The organism is Brachybacterium sp. HMSC06H03, from assembly GCF_001807385.1.
Classification (GTDB): Bacteria; Actinomycetota; Actinomycetes; order Actinomycetales; family Dermabacteraceae; genus Brachybacterium; species Brachybacterium conglomeratum.
Map to the genome: position 1 here is coordinate 1 of NZ_KV788649.1, position 13091 is coordinate 13091.

Consider the following 13091-nt stretch of genomic DNA (forward strand, 5'->3'; position numbering starts at 1 on the left):
ACGCCCCGGGCTTCGAGGATCTCCGCGGGGTGCTGGACGTCCTGGCCGACCCGGCAGTCACCTCCGTCGCGGAGCTCGAGCGGCGCACCGCCCGCTCTGCTCGCACCCTCCAGCGCCTCTTCCGCCACCACCTCGGCGTCGGCCCCAAGCGGATCCTGCTGCGCGCCCGCGTGCAGGACGCGATCGCCGCGATCGACCGCGGCGATTCCCGCCCCCTCCCGGACCTCGCCCACGACCTCGGCTGGTTCGATCAGTCCCACTTCATCCGCGACGTCCGCGCGGTGACGGGCATGACGCCTTCGTCCTACGCCCGCCGCGCCGGCGGCGACATACTGGAGCCATGACCAGCCACACCGCCTCCTTCACCGTGCAGATGGCCCCGGGCGCCCCGATCGACGGCGCCGCCGACCGCTTCTCCCTGACCAAGACCTGGACCGGCGGGGCCGAGGGCACCTCCCGCGGCACCATGCTCACCGCCGGCGACCCCGAGACCGGCAGCGCCGGTTACATCGCCAGCGAGCTCTTCGAGGGCAGCCTCGGCGGACGCAGCGGCACCCTCGCCCTCCAGCAGCTCGGCACCATGATGGACGGGGCGCCCGCCCTGCAGTACGTGATTGTCCCCGGCTCCGGCACCGGTGACCTCGCCGGCACCACCGGCACCCTCGAGATCGGCGAGATCCACGACGACGGCCGCCACGAGGTGCGTTTCACGCTGGGCTGAGCCGCTCCCAGCCCGCACTAGAGTGACGGCCATGACCACCGTCGTCCTGCCCGGCTCCTTCGACCCCTTCACCCTGGGCCACCTCGACCTCACACGGCGCGCGACGGCCCTCGGCCACCACGTGATCGTCGCCGTCTCCCACAACCCCTCCAAGAAGGGGCTGCTGGACCTCGAGCAGCGCACCGCAGCGATCCGCGCCGCGCTCGCCGACGAGGGCCTCGCCGAGCAGGCCGAGGTGCGCACCCTGCCCCGCGGCCTGCTCGTCGACTTCTGCCGCGAGGTCGGAGCGGACGCGGTCGTGCGCGGTCTGCGCTCCCAGCTCGACCTCTCCTACGAGGAGCCGATGGCGCGGATGAACCACCACCTCGCCGGGACCGACACCGTCTTCCTCCTCACCGACCAGTCCCTCGCCCACATCTCCTCCTCCCTCGTCCGCGAGGTGCACGCCCTCGGCGGTGACGTCTCCGACATGCTCCCCGCCGCCTCGCTGGAGGCGCTGCGCACCGCCTCTGACCTACGCTGAGCAGATGACCACCGACGCCATTCCCACCTCGCCGCTCGACGACGCCCTGCGCTTCGACGCCGTCGACCTCGTCGGCCGCACCGGCACGCACCGCCGCGTCGAGCACACCGTCCCCGCCCCGGCCCGCGAGGCCGGCGGCCTCGCTATGCAGGTCTCCGAGGGCGAGCCCATCGCGATCGAGCTCGAGCTCGAATCCGTGGTCGAGGGCATCTACGCCCACGGCACCGTCACCGCGCACCTCGAGGGCGAGTGCTCGCGCTGCCTCGACCCCGTCGACCAGGACATCGCCACCCGCTTCGACGAGCTGTTCCTCTACCCCGAGAAGGTCAAGGCCGAGGAGCGCGAGGACTCCGTCCTGCTCGTCGACGACGAGGTGCGCCTGGGCCCCGTGGTGCGCGATGCCCTCGCGATGGAGGCCGACGAGCGGCCCCTGTGCCGCGAGGACTGCCCGGGCCTGTGCGCCCAGTGCGGCTTCCGCATGGAGGACGACCCCGACCACCACCACGAGGTCATCGACGAGCGCTTCGCCGCGCTGAAGGGCCTGTTCGACGAGGACCCGAAGGACGACGACGCGCAGGACGGGAAGGCCTGATGGCGCGCAGGCGCCGCGCGGCCGAGGCCGCCGCCCCGCAGGGCCTGCTGGACACGCTGCCGCTGGACGCCGGGCAGGCCGCGGACCTCACGGACTCCGGGCTGCTCGATCTCGCGCTCACGCACCGCTCCTACTCCTACGAGCATGACGGCCTCCCGCACAACGAGCGGCTCGAGTTCCTGGGCGATGCCGTGCTGCAGCTCGCCGTCACCGAGCACCTCTACGCCGCCCACCCCACGCTGCCCGAGGGCGACCTGGCCCGGCGCCGCGCCGCGACCGTCTCCACCCGGGCGCTCGCCGTGATCGCCTCCCGCCTCGACCTCGGCGCCTACGTGCGCCTGGGCCGCGGGGAGGACCTCACCGGCGGCCGTGCCAAGGCCTCGATCCTCGCCGACACCACCGAGGCCGTGATCGGCGCGGTCCACCTCGCGCTCGGCCAGGACGTCTCGCGTCGCTTCGTGCTGGACCTGCTCAGTCCGATGCTCGACTCCGACGAGTTCCTCGAGGCGGGCTACGACTTCAAGTCCCGCCTGCAGGAGATCGCCGCCGCGGAGGGCAAGGACGTGGTCTACGCGCTCACGGAGTCGGGCCTCGAGCACCAGAAGACCTTCACCGCGACCGTCACCGTCGAAGGGGTCGTCACCGCCCGCGGCGACGGCGCCTCGAAGAAGGACGCCGAGCTCGCCGCCGCCCAGAACGCGGTGCGCGGCGTCCTCGCCGAGCGCGGCGAGTCCCTCATCCCCAGGGGCTGAGCCGGTGCCCGAGCTGCCCGAGGTCGAGGTGGTGCGGCGCGGCCTCGAGCCCCGCACCGTCGGCCGCACGATCACCGCGCTCGAGGTGCTCGAGCCCCGCTCCCTGCGCCGACAGGCCGGGGGAGAGGACCGCCTGCGCGCGGCCCTCGTCGGCTCCCGGCTCACCGCCGTGGTGCGGCGCGGAAAGTTCTTGTGGTGGCGCCTCGCGGAGCCGGGCGGGGCCGAGGCCGGGGAAGCACTGATGGCGCACCTCGGCATGAGCGGACAGCTGCGGATGAGCACGCCCGGCGCGACGGCCGCGCCGTCGGTGGAGCTGTCCGAGGGCCCGGCCTCCGACCCGATGCGGCACCGCCGCGTCAGCCTGCACCTGGACGACGGGGCGCGGCTCGACTTCGTCGACCAGCGGATCTTCGGCGGGCTGTGGACGAGTCCGCTCCTTGAGGCGGAGGGCGGGGCCCTCGCCGGCGTGGGCAGCCCCGACGCCCTGCTGCCGGAGGACGCCTCGCACATCGCCCGTGATCTGCTGGATCCGGCCGCGGACCTGTCCGGGATCGCCCGGGCGCTGCGCTCCCGCCGTAGCGCCGTGAAGTCGCTGCTGCTGAACCAGGAGATCGTCTCCGGGATCGGGAACATCTACGCCGACGAGGCGCTGTGGGCGGCACGGATCCGGTACGACACCCCGGGCACGGCGCTCGGCCCCCGGCAGGCGCCGGCGCTGCTGCGCGCCGCCCGCGACGTGATGGAGCGGGCGCTTGAGGTGGGAGGGACGAGCTTCGACGCGCTGTACGTGAACGTCGACGGGCGCAGCGGGTACTTCGCGCGGAGCTTGAACGCGTATGGCAAGGAGGGCAAGCCGTGCCCGCGCTGCGGCTCCCCGATCCGCCGCGTCGCCTTCACGAATCGCTCGAGCCACTTCTGCCCGCGCTGCCAGCGGAGGCGATAGTCGCGCTCCTGTCGGCCCGCCGGTGTAATTCCCAGAGAACAGCCCCGATGCACAGGATTGCAATGATCGTGAACGAGTCGTCAGAGTCCTTCCTGCACTCGTGCGAGGGCTGCGGCACTACGGAGCTGCTGACCGCCGAGCAGGCGTTCCAAGCTGGCTGGGACTTCCCTCCGCGGTCGGGAGCTTGGGGAGCCGTCCGTCCGCGAACCTGCAGCAAGTGTCCGATGAACGCCGGCTAGCAGCAGGCTCGACGCCTCCCGGAGTTGATAAACGGTTTGCGCGGCGAACATTGGACGACCGGTTCCACTGCGAGTAGCCGAGTGCGTAACGCGGCAAGCTCCGATCGGGTCACGGTCTGGATAACCTTTACGCGAGTGCTCAGTTGTGGAGCCCGGGTGCTGCAATGATCCGACGCTATAGGTGGTGGGTGTGACGTATGCTCAATCATGCCTGGCGTAGCCAGTCCACGAACTTCTTCCAAAGGGGCCTGGCCGATGCTGGTCGTTCGGTCGTCATATCTTGATCGGCTGTCTGCGGGGATGCTGACTGAGCGGCCTCGACGGTGGAAACAACGATCGGCTCGGCGTCGATCTTTGCCTGCTCTTCCGTGAGAGGCGAGCGGTCGGCCGCAGTCACTGAAGGTGCCGCGTCAGAGTGCGATTGAGGGGTGTCCAGTCCCGTAGCCAGTTCGACTTCAGGACGGAACGCCTGCTCAGGACGCGGTTCGTCGGAATGCTCAGATGCTGTGTGATTGCTTGATGCTGGTGCTGAGATGGCACGCCGTCGCGACTGGGCAGTGCTTGACAACTCAAGGTCGCTTCGCAACACCCAGACTCGCGCCATCTCCAAACGTCGGAACTTTTTCTTCCAAACGGGGGCCTGCTGCAACACTCGTTCGCCGCTGAGAATTTCGGCGAGGATCGCCGCCAACGAACGGGACTTGTAGATCAGCGCTTGGCGGTCAGGGTCGAACTCCGCGATCGATCCCCGCGCGAAGAGGAGAGCGTTGCGCTCTTGCGAGGGATCTTCCCACGGTCTCTGGGGTGCGTAGTTGTCTCTCGGATTGAGTACCGCAACGTAGATGCCGCCGTTCTGAAAGACCTCCTTGCGGACTGCTGCGCTCAGAGACTTGGGGGCTCGCTCGGGAAGTTTTGCCGGGAACAGCCAGATAGTCCTCGCTGCACCGGCCGTTGTTCGCTGCAGCGTTCGGGTGGCGAAGTCTGTGTTCCATCGCTGATACTCAAGGACGAGGTCGTGCTCCGGGAGGAAGACGTCGCCGTGGGTGGGGGAGTGCTCGACCACGGCCTCTGCGCCCAGCTTTTTCGCGATCCTGTACAAGCGGCCCTTGATCCACAGGTGCTCGACTCCCTCTGGCCCGCCTCCCCCGTCGAGCGTGGCGGGGTCTTGTGCTATCTCGCCAGGGTTTACCGGCATCTCTACCAGGTTGTGGTCACACCCTCCGGAACGGACGGCGAGGAAGCGAAGCCCGCTTGCGCTCATCCGCTTCGCCGTGAGCAGCGTGTCGCACGAAGAGACGATGCATTTCACGTGGACCGCAGGGTTCTTATATATCAACTCCCAGTCGGCCTGGTCGTTCACACAGACCTCGACAGGTTCCTCTGCGCCAGGGAGGTCCATGATGAGACCGCGAATCTTCACCTGATGGGTACGGTGCGTCGCGTGTACCTTCTTGCCGATTGTGCGGTCCTCTGGACGGCGGCCGACGAGGGGCTTCTGGAAGTTGGGTGGCTTGCGATGTGCCGGTTCGGAGTCCATGCCGTCTTGCCTACCAGCACCCTCCGACAAGTAGAAGATCCCTGGGGCGGCGTCCTAGGAGAGGCGGCTAGGTGCGGCGGCACTCAAATGCAGGATTTGCGGGCGGGGCATCCACGTGTCAGCTCCCAGATTGCGAGTTCGGGCCGATCAGGTTGCAGGTGTCAGCCTCGCCACAGCTCGAACGACTCCCAATCGCGTGGCACGCCCATCGACTCGACCGTCAGGACGTGCGCGTTCGGGAACCTCCGCAGCAGCGCGGCCAGCTGTTGGGCCCAGTCAGAGCGGGGGTCGATAGTTGGCAGAAGATATGCGATCACGGCGAGGGCGTTGTAGGTGCCGAAGACACCTTTAGCCGTCTCCTCATCACGCAGGTGGTCGAGGATGGGGACCTGCCCGACCTTGGGGCGAGCCGGTGCGTGCTGGAGGTTTCTGTTGAATAGGCGGGAGTGGTGCGCCGCGACGTTGCGAACGTAGTTCAGGCTGGCCAACCAGCTGCTCATGATGCTCTTCGTCGGGACCCCGAACGCCAGGGCGATTTCCTCGGCGTCCTGCTGGTTCATCCCCCGATAGAGGACTGAGAGGTGACCCAGCTCGAGGATCTCGGTGAGCGCCCAGACCGGCATCCGATCGTCGTACTTCTCCCGGAAGTGCTCGACGAACTGCTCGTCCGAGCGGTTCTTCCTCTCGTTGACGCGACGAAGCCATTGCACGTGCTTGCTCGGCGCTGGATCCCGCGCGTCGGTGCTCTCTGCGGTGAAGGCCTCGGTGAAGCAGGACGGGTCCTCGTAGGCGAAGGGGGACCTTCGGCCGAGCACGTAGCCGATCCGCATTCGAACGGCCACTTCGATGCGCTCGACGCCGTCCATGACGAGCAAGCGCAGGCGTCGGTCGAAGTCGATGAGGTCCTCGGCGTGCCGCAACGTTGTGCCGGCCCTGTAGTCGCTGAGCACGCGGACCCGCACGCGACCCTCGTCGATGTAAACCTCGGACTCACGGAACGGGTAGAGGTACCCAGCGAGGCGGTAGTAGCCGACCGCCTGCAGGACCGATGCGGCCCGGGCGTGGTCTTCGATCTCGACTCCGTGCCTCGTCAGTCGATCGATCTGTTCGTCGACGGACAGCCACGGCTTCCCGTACTCGGCCATGACCCTCCCCAGGAAAGAAAATCAGCCCGCGCCTTGCGGCAACGGGCTGATCATGATGGTGCAAGGGTAGCACGTAGCGGATGCGAGGCTCAGTAGTCTGTGGACGGCCGCCAGATCTGCGGCGGTCGGACGCGCCGGGACCTGAGCACGAGTTGAGTGCCGATTGGATGACGAGTCGACTGGCGATTCAATGCGCTGTACATAAACGTGTCAATGGTGGCGAGTCGGGGTACTTCGCCCGCAGCCTCAACGCCTACGGCAAGGAGGGGGAGCCGTGCCCGCGCTGCGGCACCGTGATGCGGCACGTGATGCACGCGAACCGCTCCTCGCACTTCTGCCCGCGATGCCAGCGGGGACGCTGAGACCCGCGTCGTCCCCGGTGCGATAGATTTCGACGTGCCCGCCGAGATGAGGAAGGACGCCACGTGACAGCGACCCAGCAGGACGGCCCGATCCGCGTGATGCTCGTCGACGACCACGAGGTGGTCCGCCGCGGCATCGTCACCGCGATCGACGCGAGCCCCGCCCTCACCGTGATCGGCGAGGCGTCCTCCGTCGCCGAGGCGACCCGGCGCCTGCCCGCCATCCGGCCCCAGGTGCTGCTGGTCGACCTCCAGCTGCCCGACGGCACCGGCATCGACGTCATGAAGGTCGCCCGCGAGCTCGACCCCGAGCAGAGGATGCTGGTGCTGACCAGCTTCGACGACGACGCGGCGCTGCGCGAGTCGCGCGCCGCGGGCGCCGCCGGCCTGATGCTGAAGTCCGCCCGCTCCCAGGAGATCATCGAGGCGATCCAGGCCGTGCACGCCGGCCGTCCCGTCTGGCCCGCCGATCACGTCGAGGACGGCCCGGAGCTGTCCGAGTCCGATCAGCGGATCGTCGAGCTGATCGGCGACGGGCACTCCAACCGCGAGATCGCCGACGCGCTCGGCATCGCGGAGAAGACCGTGAAGAACCGCGTCACCGTCATCCTGCAGACCCTCGGCATGCAGCGCCGCACCCAGGTCGCGGCGATGGTCGCCGCCCGTCGTCGGGCGGGCTGGAGGTGACTGTCTATTGACCGGGACCGGCAGACGGCTCGCCGAGACGCTCGGCGCGGCGGCGATCGCCGCCGCGAGCGGGGTTCCGCTCGACGTGACCACCTTCGCCGCTGCCGTTCCGTACATCGGCGAGGCCCTCGACGCGCGCTCCTCGACGAAGCGCTTACGGCGAGCAGTGACCGAGGATCTGACCAATTGGGCTGAATCCGAAGGGCTCTCCGAGTATCTCGAGCAGGGCATTGAGATAGCGATGTTCGCGATCGCCCGGCACGGGCTGCAAGTCCACGTGCTGCGCCGGTGCTCTTTCGACGTCGAGCGGATTTCTGAGAGCATCATCAATGAGGTGCGCGGCCACGACCACGGTTGGGGTTGTGCTCAGGGGAGCGAGCTCGACGGCGTGCATGTGGTGGCGCGAGGCGCTGTGCATGCGGTCGTCACGACGCTGGTCCGTCAGGAGCACCGCGTCGAGGGGGAGATCCTCCCCGTGCTCGCCGACGCGCTCAAGGCCCAGGCCGAGCGGTACGAGCGAGCGGCCGAGCGGGATGAAGAGGTGCTCAGGCTCCTGCGTAATCTCGCGGCCGCTCGGACCAGGGAGGCGGACGCGGAGGACCTGCAACGCTATCTTGAGCAGCGTCTGCAGGTATGGGACCTCGAAACCGGGATCATGCCGCTCCACGGACGCGTCCGGCATCCCTCGCAGATCGAGCGCGCGCTGAATGTGGCGAGCGCGGAGGAAGGCGACGGCGTCCTGTCTGTCGGGCAGGCGCTGGCGCGGTACGAGCACCTGGTTGTCCTCGGCGGGCCGGGAGCCGGCAAGTCATGGCTGGCGCACAGGATCGTCCGGGACGCCGCGCATGCCGCGCGCGACGCCCTTCGCAATGGCTCCCGCCCTCAGGACGTCGAGATCCCCATCCTGACGACCTGGGAGACGGTGCGGAGTCAGCCCGCGAACGGCAGCATCCGCTCGCGGCTCCTCGCAGCGTCTTTCGCTAGTCCTGGGAATGGTGACCTCGGCAGTGTCGAACTCGAGGAGCGCCTGCAGCGACTGCTTGGCGAGTCACGCAGGGTGCTCGTAGTCGTGGACTCCCTCGACGAGGCCGAGAAGGGGGACGGGGCCGACCTGCTCTTGCGTGATATCGAGGGTATTGCCGACTGGCGCACGGTCGTCACCAGCCGGCCCTCGGCGTGGGGAACCAAGCCCTTGACACGCCGTCGCACCAAGGGCCTTGCGACTCTTCGGCCCCTCACCTGGGACACGGACACCATCCCGTTCATCCGAACTTGGTTCGCTGGGGACCCGGAGCGGGCCGAGGCGCTCATAGGGCACCTCGAGGCGGACTCGGGGCTGCGTGACAGCGCCGGCATCCCTCTAATGCTTGGCTTCTTCTGCGTCCATGCCGAGGAGGCGCCGCTAGACTCCCCGCTCCCTCGGACGGGCCACGAACTTTATGACACGGTTATCGAGAGCCTCCTGGTCGGGGACTGGAGCAGCGCAACCCGTCCGGGCGACGACCAGATCGCCGAGGCGAAGCGGGTGCTCGCCGACTGGGCGTGGGACGCGGTCCGGGACGCTGAGGACCGCGCAGGGCTGGGCGATTGGGGTGAGGCGTTCACCCCGGCGACGCCCGGTGTGCCCTCGCCCGAGCTGCTTCGGGCGCTCGACAACGTCGCCCCACTGAGGCGCGACGGAGGCGGTCGCACCGCGCGGACCTTCCGACACCGGACCGTGCTCGAGCATCTTGTCGCCACGCGCATCGCATGCCTCGATGCGGCAGCGACCGTCGATGTCCTGCTGCCGCACCTCTGGTACGACCCGGACTGGGAGGTTGCCGTGCCTCGCGCACTCGCCCTCCACCCCGAGCGCAATGAAGTCGCGAGAAGGCTTCACGAGGAGACCCGGTTCTCAACTAAAACACCTTTGATCCGGGAGTCGGATGAGCAGCTCGGTGCGATGTGGCTCGAGGTTGCCGCGGATTCCTGTCCCGAAGACTGGTCGGAGCCGGAGCGGCGAAGACTCGAGGGGCTGCGTGTCGCCCGGTGCCTCCGCGACACCGCGCGCGTACTGCGCTCGGGGCACTGGCCGAATCTCGACGGGAGTATCGTTACCGCTCTGCTTTCCAGCCTCCCCACGGCGGAGCCCCGACGACTTGCGGAGCACTGCCGTGCCATTGCGCGCTGGGCGACGACAGGTAACGAACGTGATGAGGCGGTCCAGTGCCTCATGCAGAGGATCTCCTCGGGTCGGGCGGCGGAGACCGCACGGGTCGTCGATGCGCTCATGCAGCTCGGACCGTCGCCGAAAGAGCGCAGGGACGCCTCTGAAAGGATCCTCTCCGTCTTCGCCGGCGAGGCGCTCCCGAGGGACGCTGGGGCACTGGCCGGGGTGCTCTTGAGGCTTGGTCTTGCCGTAGAGGACCGTCGCGCCGCGCGGGAGCGAATCCTCTACGGGCCAAGGGATGAGGGCACCGTCGGTTTGACCAACCTCTCCCTTTGCGTCACCGGGAAGGAAAGGAAACGACTGCTCGACGCCCTTCATGCGCTTGACCTGACGTGCGACGAACGCCGGGAGGCTGTCCGGAGTCTCCGCGCGGCATGCGACCGCACGAACGATCCGACGAAGCTGTACCGCCAGGTGGATGCGCTCTTGAGCCTTGACCCGCAGCCGGAGGAAAGGCGAGGGCTCCCCGACGTGATTCGTGCCGCGCTGCCCGATGCCGAGCCGTCGACCGCTGCATTGCTCGTCGGCGCTCTCGTGAGGCTCGATCCAGAGGTCCCCGTCCCCGAGGACGTGTCCGCGCGGATCGTCGACCTGCTCAGTGGCGCGAAGCCGAAGAGGGTCGTCGGTCTCGTGGGTGCGCTCGTCACGCTGGACGCGTCAGAGGCGCGGCGTCGTGCCGCCGCGCAGACTGTGCTCGAGCGGCTCGCGACGTCGCCGTCGAGGTTCGGTGGGCTCCTGATCGAGGCGCTATTGCGCCTGGAGCCCACGGCCGAAGAGCGTCGAACTGCGGCGAGTCAACTCCTCGACGCCTCGAACGGGGCAAGTCCGAAGTCCGTCGGAAAGCTCCTCAGCGCGCTCGTCCGAATCGGTGCGACGCCTGAAGATCGCGAACAGGCGCGGGGGCTGATCGTCTCTGCGATCCCGCGCACCTCCGACGTGGAGCTTGTTGACCATCTCGTCGTCACTTTCGAGCGGCTCGAGCCCACTGACGAGGACCGACGTGGGGCCGTGGCAGCGCTTCAGCGGCTCCTCATCGACGCCCTCCCGGGGCGAGCCGCGAACCTCGCAGCAACCCTACGACGGCTGAACCCGACTGAGGACGAGCGGCGACGTGCCGCGGCGACGATGCAGAAGGCCCTGACACAGGGTACGGTCGGTGACCTCGCTCGCGTGGCCGAGGCGCTCCTCGACCTGGAGATAACGGCAGACGAGCGCGCCGCGATCGCGCAACAACTACTGCTCCGCATCGAAGAGACCAACGGCTCATGGGGTGCCAAGCGCCCAGCGCGGGTTCTCCGTCAGCTCACGACGGTGTCGCAGTGGACGGCGATGCTCCACGGGGCAGACGCCGTCACGTAGTCGGCAGCGTCACCCGCCAGGAGATCATCGTGCCGGGCTCGAGGGTGATCGCGTCCACCCAGCCCGAATGGCGCCGGGCCCGCGAGGACATGTTCGCGAGCCCCGAGCGGCGCCGCACCGTCGGGTCGATCCCGCGGCCGTTGTCCGAGACGTTCACCTGCACCACCCGGTCCACTCCCTCGGAGAACACGCTCACGGAGACCGCGACGGCGCTGGCATGCGCGTGACGGGCGGCGTTGGCGAGGCACTCCCGCACCACCGCGACCACGTCGTCGGCGATCTCCGGCGGCAGCTCCGCATCCATCTCCGCGGGATGCGGGGGCAGGCGCAGCGAGGGCACGAAGCCGAGGCCGGCGGTCGCGAGCCCCACCTCGCGGCGCAGCTGCTCGGTGAGCGTCGCCTCCGCCCGCTCCCGGCGCAGGGACTGCACGATCAGCCGGATCTGCGCGACCGCGTTCTCGACCCCCTGCACGGAGGCCGCGACCGAGGAGCGGATCCGCGCCTTCGACGGGGTCACGTCCGGGGAGCCGAGGGAGTCCACCAGCCCCTCGAGCTCCATCCCCACCGCGAACAGCTCCTGGATCGCGAGGTCGTGAAGATCGCGCGCGATCCGTCCGCGCTCGTCGTCGATCTCGGAGTCGGCCTGCAGGGTCGGCACGCGCAGGGTGAGGCCGACGAGCCCCGCGAGCGCGTCGAGCCGCTCCCGGTCCGCGGCGCTGAACTCCTCGCAGCCCTCCGGGCGCAGCACCCCGAGCAGCCCGGTGCCGTGCTCGGCCGCATCGATCACGGCGAGCATCACGCGGCAGCTCTCCTCGCCGAGGGCGAAGGTCTCGATCCGCTCGAGCGCATCGGCGTCGGCCTGCTCGAGCGCGACGCCGATCGGATGCGCGGCGGGCACCTGCTCGCCGAGCAGGGCGGGGGCGTCGGGCCCGTCGACCATCTCGATCGTCCACGCCTCGCGGTCCAGGGGCATCACCAGCACGGCGCTGCGGGCGCCGAGATCCGTGCGGGCCGAGCGGAGCATCAGGTCCAGCAGGTCCTCGGTCTCCCCGCCGGCGAGGACGGCGCCGGCGAGGTCCTGGATGCGGGGGCGGTCTCTCATCGGGGCTCTCCGATCCTGAGGACGGGCGTGTCGGCGGGGACCGCCTCGGGGCGATGGGTGACGACGACGACCGTGGACGAGGCCGGGACGAGGGACTCGTCGCCGGGGGTGAGCAGCGCCGCGAGCAGCGCGTCGCCGCGCGCGGTGTCCAGGTGCTCGGTCGGCTCGTCCAGCAGCAGCACCGGTCCGCGTCGCACCACGGCGCGGGCCAGCAGCAGGCGACGCCGCTCGCCGCCGGAGACCGTGGTCCCGTCCGGGCCGAGCATCGTCTCGAGCCCGTGGGGGAGGGTCGCGAGCCAGTCGTCGAGGCCGACGGCGGCGAGCGCCGCGAGGGCCTCCTCATCCGTCAGGTCGCCGCGGACGACGCGGAGGTTCTCCCGCAGCGTGGTCGCGAAGACATGCCCGTCCTCGGCGAACATCGTCACCGCTTCGCGCAGGGAGGCGGCGTCGGTGCTCACCTCGCCGCCCAGCGGGGCGAGGAGTCCGGCGAGGGTCGCCAGCAGGGTCGACTTCCCGCTGCCGGAGGGGCCGACGACCGCGAGGCGGGAGCCGGGGGAGAGGTCGAGGTCGAGGCCGCGGACGCACGGGGCCTCGGCGCTCCAGCCGGCGGTGAGGTCGCGGGCGGTCAGGGTCGCCGTGGCGGGACGCTCGGCGGGGACCGGGGCGGAGCCGTCGACCTCACCGCCCTCGCCGATCAGGGCGTCGAGGCGCTCAGCGGCGGCGCGGGAGCGGGCGTGCTGGGTCGCCGCGGCGGGCAGGGCGGTCGCCGCCTCGAAGGAGGACAGGGGCAGCAGGAGCAGGATCCCGATCTGCCCGGCGGAGAGGTCCCCGGCGGTCCAGGCGGCGCCCGCCGCCAGCAGCGATCCGGTCACCGCGAGGAGCATGCTCGCGGGCACCGCGGCGGCCGCGAGCGCGGCGGG

At 69.7% G+C, this 13091-nt stretch carries 12 protein-coding genes and 1 pseudogene; 9 read left to right on the forward strand and 4 right to left on the reverse strand.

Features of this window, described 5'->3' with window-relative positions:
- From HMPREF3159_RS01320 to mutM, 6 genes are all read left to right on the forward strand, one after another.
- Positions 1 to 344: helix-turn-helix domain-containing protein (locus tag HMPREF3159_RS01320; RefSeq protein WP_141748018.1), on the forward strand; the 344-nt coding region annotated here is incomplete at its 5' end.
- Positions 341 to 721, forward strand: coding sequence for a DUF3224 domain-containing protein (locus HMPREF3159_RS01325; protein WP_070499263.1), 381 nt, complete (start codon positions 341 to 343; stop codon positions 719 to 721). The genes HMPREF3159_RS01320 and HMPREF3159_RS01325, both read left to right, overlap by 4 nt.
- Before the next feature lie 31 nt (positions 722 to 752).
- Positions 753 to 1244, forward strand: coding sequence for a pantetheine-phosphate adenylyltransferase (coaD, locus tag HMPREF3159_RS01330; protein ID WP_070499265.1), 492 nt, complete (start codon positions 753 to 755; stop codon positions 1242 to 1244).
- Positions 1245 to 1248: 4 nt separating this feature from the next.
- Complete coding sequence (locus HMPREF3159_RS01335) at positions 1249 to 1836, forward strand: YceD family protein (RefSeq protein ID WP_070499267.1); 588 nt, start codon at positions 1249 to 1251, stop codon at positions 1834 to 1836.
- Positions 1836 to 2588: a ribonuclease III gene (rnc, locus tag HMPREF3159_RS01340; RefSeq protein ID WP_010552233.1), complete on the forward strand. Its 753-nt coding sequence runs from the start codon at positions 1836 to 1838 to the stop codon at positions 2586 to 2588. Before HMPREF3159_RS01335 ends, rnc begins: the two co-directional genes overlap by 1 nt.
- Before the next feature lie 4 nt (positions 2589 to 2592).
- Positions 2593 to 3531, forward strand: coding sequence for a bifunctional DNA-formamidopyrimidine glycosylase/DNA-(apurinic or apyrimidinic site) lyase (gene mutM / locus HMPREF3159_RS01345; protein WP_070499269.1), 939 nt, complete (start codon positions 2593 to 2595; stop codon positions 3529 to 3531).
- 444 nt (positions 3532 to 3975) lie between these two features.
- On the opposite strand, the gene HMPREF3159_RS16925 is transcribed toward mutM, so the two are convergent.
- Together HMPREF3159_RS16925 and HMPREF3159_RS01350 are read right to left on the reverse strand one after the other, a co-directional pair.
- Positions 3976 to 5307 (reverse strand): hypothetical protein, encoded by a 1332-nt coding sequence (locus HMPREF3159_RS16925; protein WP_141748019.1) that lies wholly within the window; start codon positions 5305 to 5307, stop codon positions 3976 to 3978.
- Between the two features lie 161 nt (positions 5308 to 5468).
- Positions 5469 to 6452: an Abi family protein gene (locus HMPREF3159_RS01350; RefSeq protein ID WP_070499270.1), complete on the reverse strand. Its 984-nt coding sequence runs from the start codon at positions 6450 to 6452 to the stop codon at positions 5469 to 5471.
- Between the two features lie 186 nt (positions 6453 to 6638).
- Here HMPREF3159_RS01350 and HMPREF3159_RS17760 point away from each other — a divergent pair.
- From HMPREF3159_RS17760 to HMPREF3159_RS01360, 3 genes and pseudogenes are all read left to right on the forward strand, one after another.
- Positions 6639 to 6814 (forward strand): annotated as a pseudogene (locus HMPREF3159_RS17760) (zinc finger domain-containing protein); the annotation flags it as partial.
- Between the two features lie 63 nt (positions 6815 to 6877).
- A complete protein-coding gene (locus HMPREF3159_RS01355; protein WP_070499272.1) occupies positions 6878 to 7501 on the forward strand; it encodes a response regulator transcription factor in 624 nt (207 codons plus the stop codon).
- A 7-nt stretch (positions 7502 to 7508) separates the two neighbouring features.
- Positions 7509 to 11069, forward strand: a complete 3561-nt coding sequence (locus HMPREF3159_RS01360; protein ID WP_070499274.1) for an NACHT domain-containing protein — start codon at positions 7509 to 7511, stop codon at positions 11067 to 11069.
- On the opposite strand, the gene HMPREF3159_RS01365 is transcribed toward HMPREF3159_RS01360, so the two are convergent.
- Together HMPREF3159_RS01365 and HMPREF3159_RS01370 are read right to left on the reverse strand one after the other, a co-directional pair.
- Positions 11062 to 12171 carry a sensor histidine kinase gene (locus HMPREF3159_RS01365; RefSeq protein WP_070499276.1) on the reverse strand — a complete coding sequence of 370 codons (1110 nt, stop codon included), beginning with the start codon at positions 12169 to 12171 and terminating at the stop codon, positions 11062 to 11064. The genes HMPREF3159_RS01360 and HMPREF3159_RS01365 overlap by 8 nt on opposite strands.
- Positions 12168 to 13091, reverse strand: a 924-nt coding sequence (locus HMPREF3159_RS01370) for an ATP-binding cassette domain-containing protein (protein ID WP_141748020.1), incomplete at its 5' end; no start/stop codon positions are given. The genes HMPREF3159_RS01370 and HMPREF3159_RS01365, both read right to left, overlap by 4 nt.

Coding starts and splice junctions, on each gene's coding strand:
- HMPREF3159_RS01325 (WP_070499263.1), top strand. CDS start 341: ATGACCAGCCACACCGCCTCCTTCACCGTGCAGATGGCCCCGGGCGCC.
- coaD (WP_070499265.1), top strand. CDS start 753: ATGACCACCGTCGTCCTGCCCGGCTCCTTCGACCCCTTCACCCTGGGC.
- HMPREF3159_RS01335 (WP_070499267.1), top strand. CDS start 1,249: ATGACCACCGACGCCATTCCCACCTCGCCGCTCGACGACGCCCTGCGC.
- rnc (WP_010552233.1), top strand. CDS start 1,836: ATGGCGCGCAGGCGCCGCGCGGCCGAGGCCGCCGCCCCGCAGGGCCTG.
- HMPREF3159_RS16925 (WP_141748019.1), bottom strand. CDS start 5,307: ATGGACTCCGAACCGGCACATCGCAAGCCACCCAACTTCCAGAAGCCC.
- HMPREF3159_RS01350 (WP_070499270.1), bottom strand. CDS start 6,452: ATGGCCGAGTACGGGAAGCCGTGGCTGTCCGTCGACGAACAGATCGAT.
- HMPREF3159_RS01365 (WP_070499276.1), bottom strand. CDS start 12,171: ATGAGAGACCGCCCCCGCATCCAGGACCTCGCCGGCGCCGTCCTCGCC.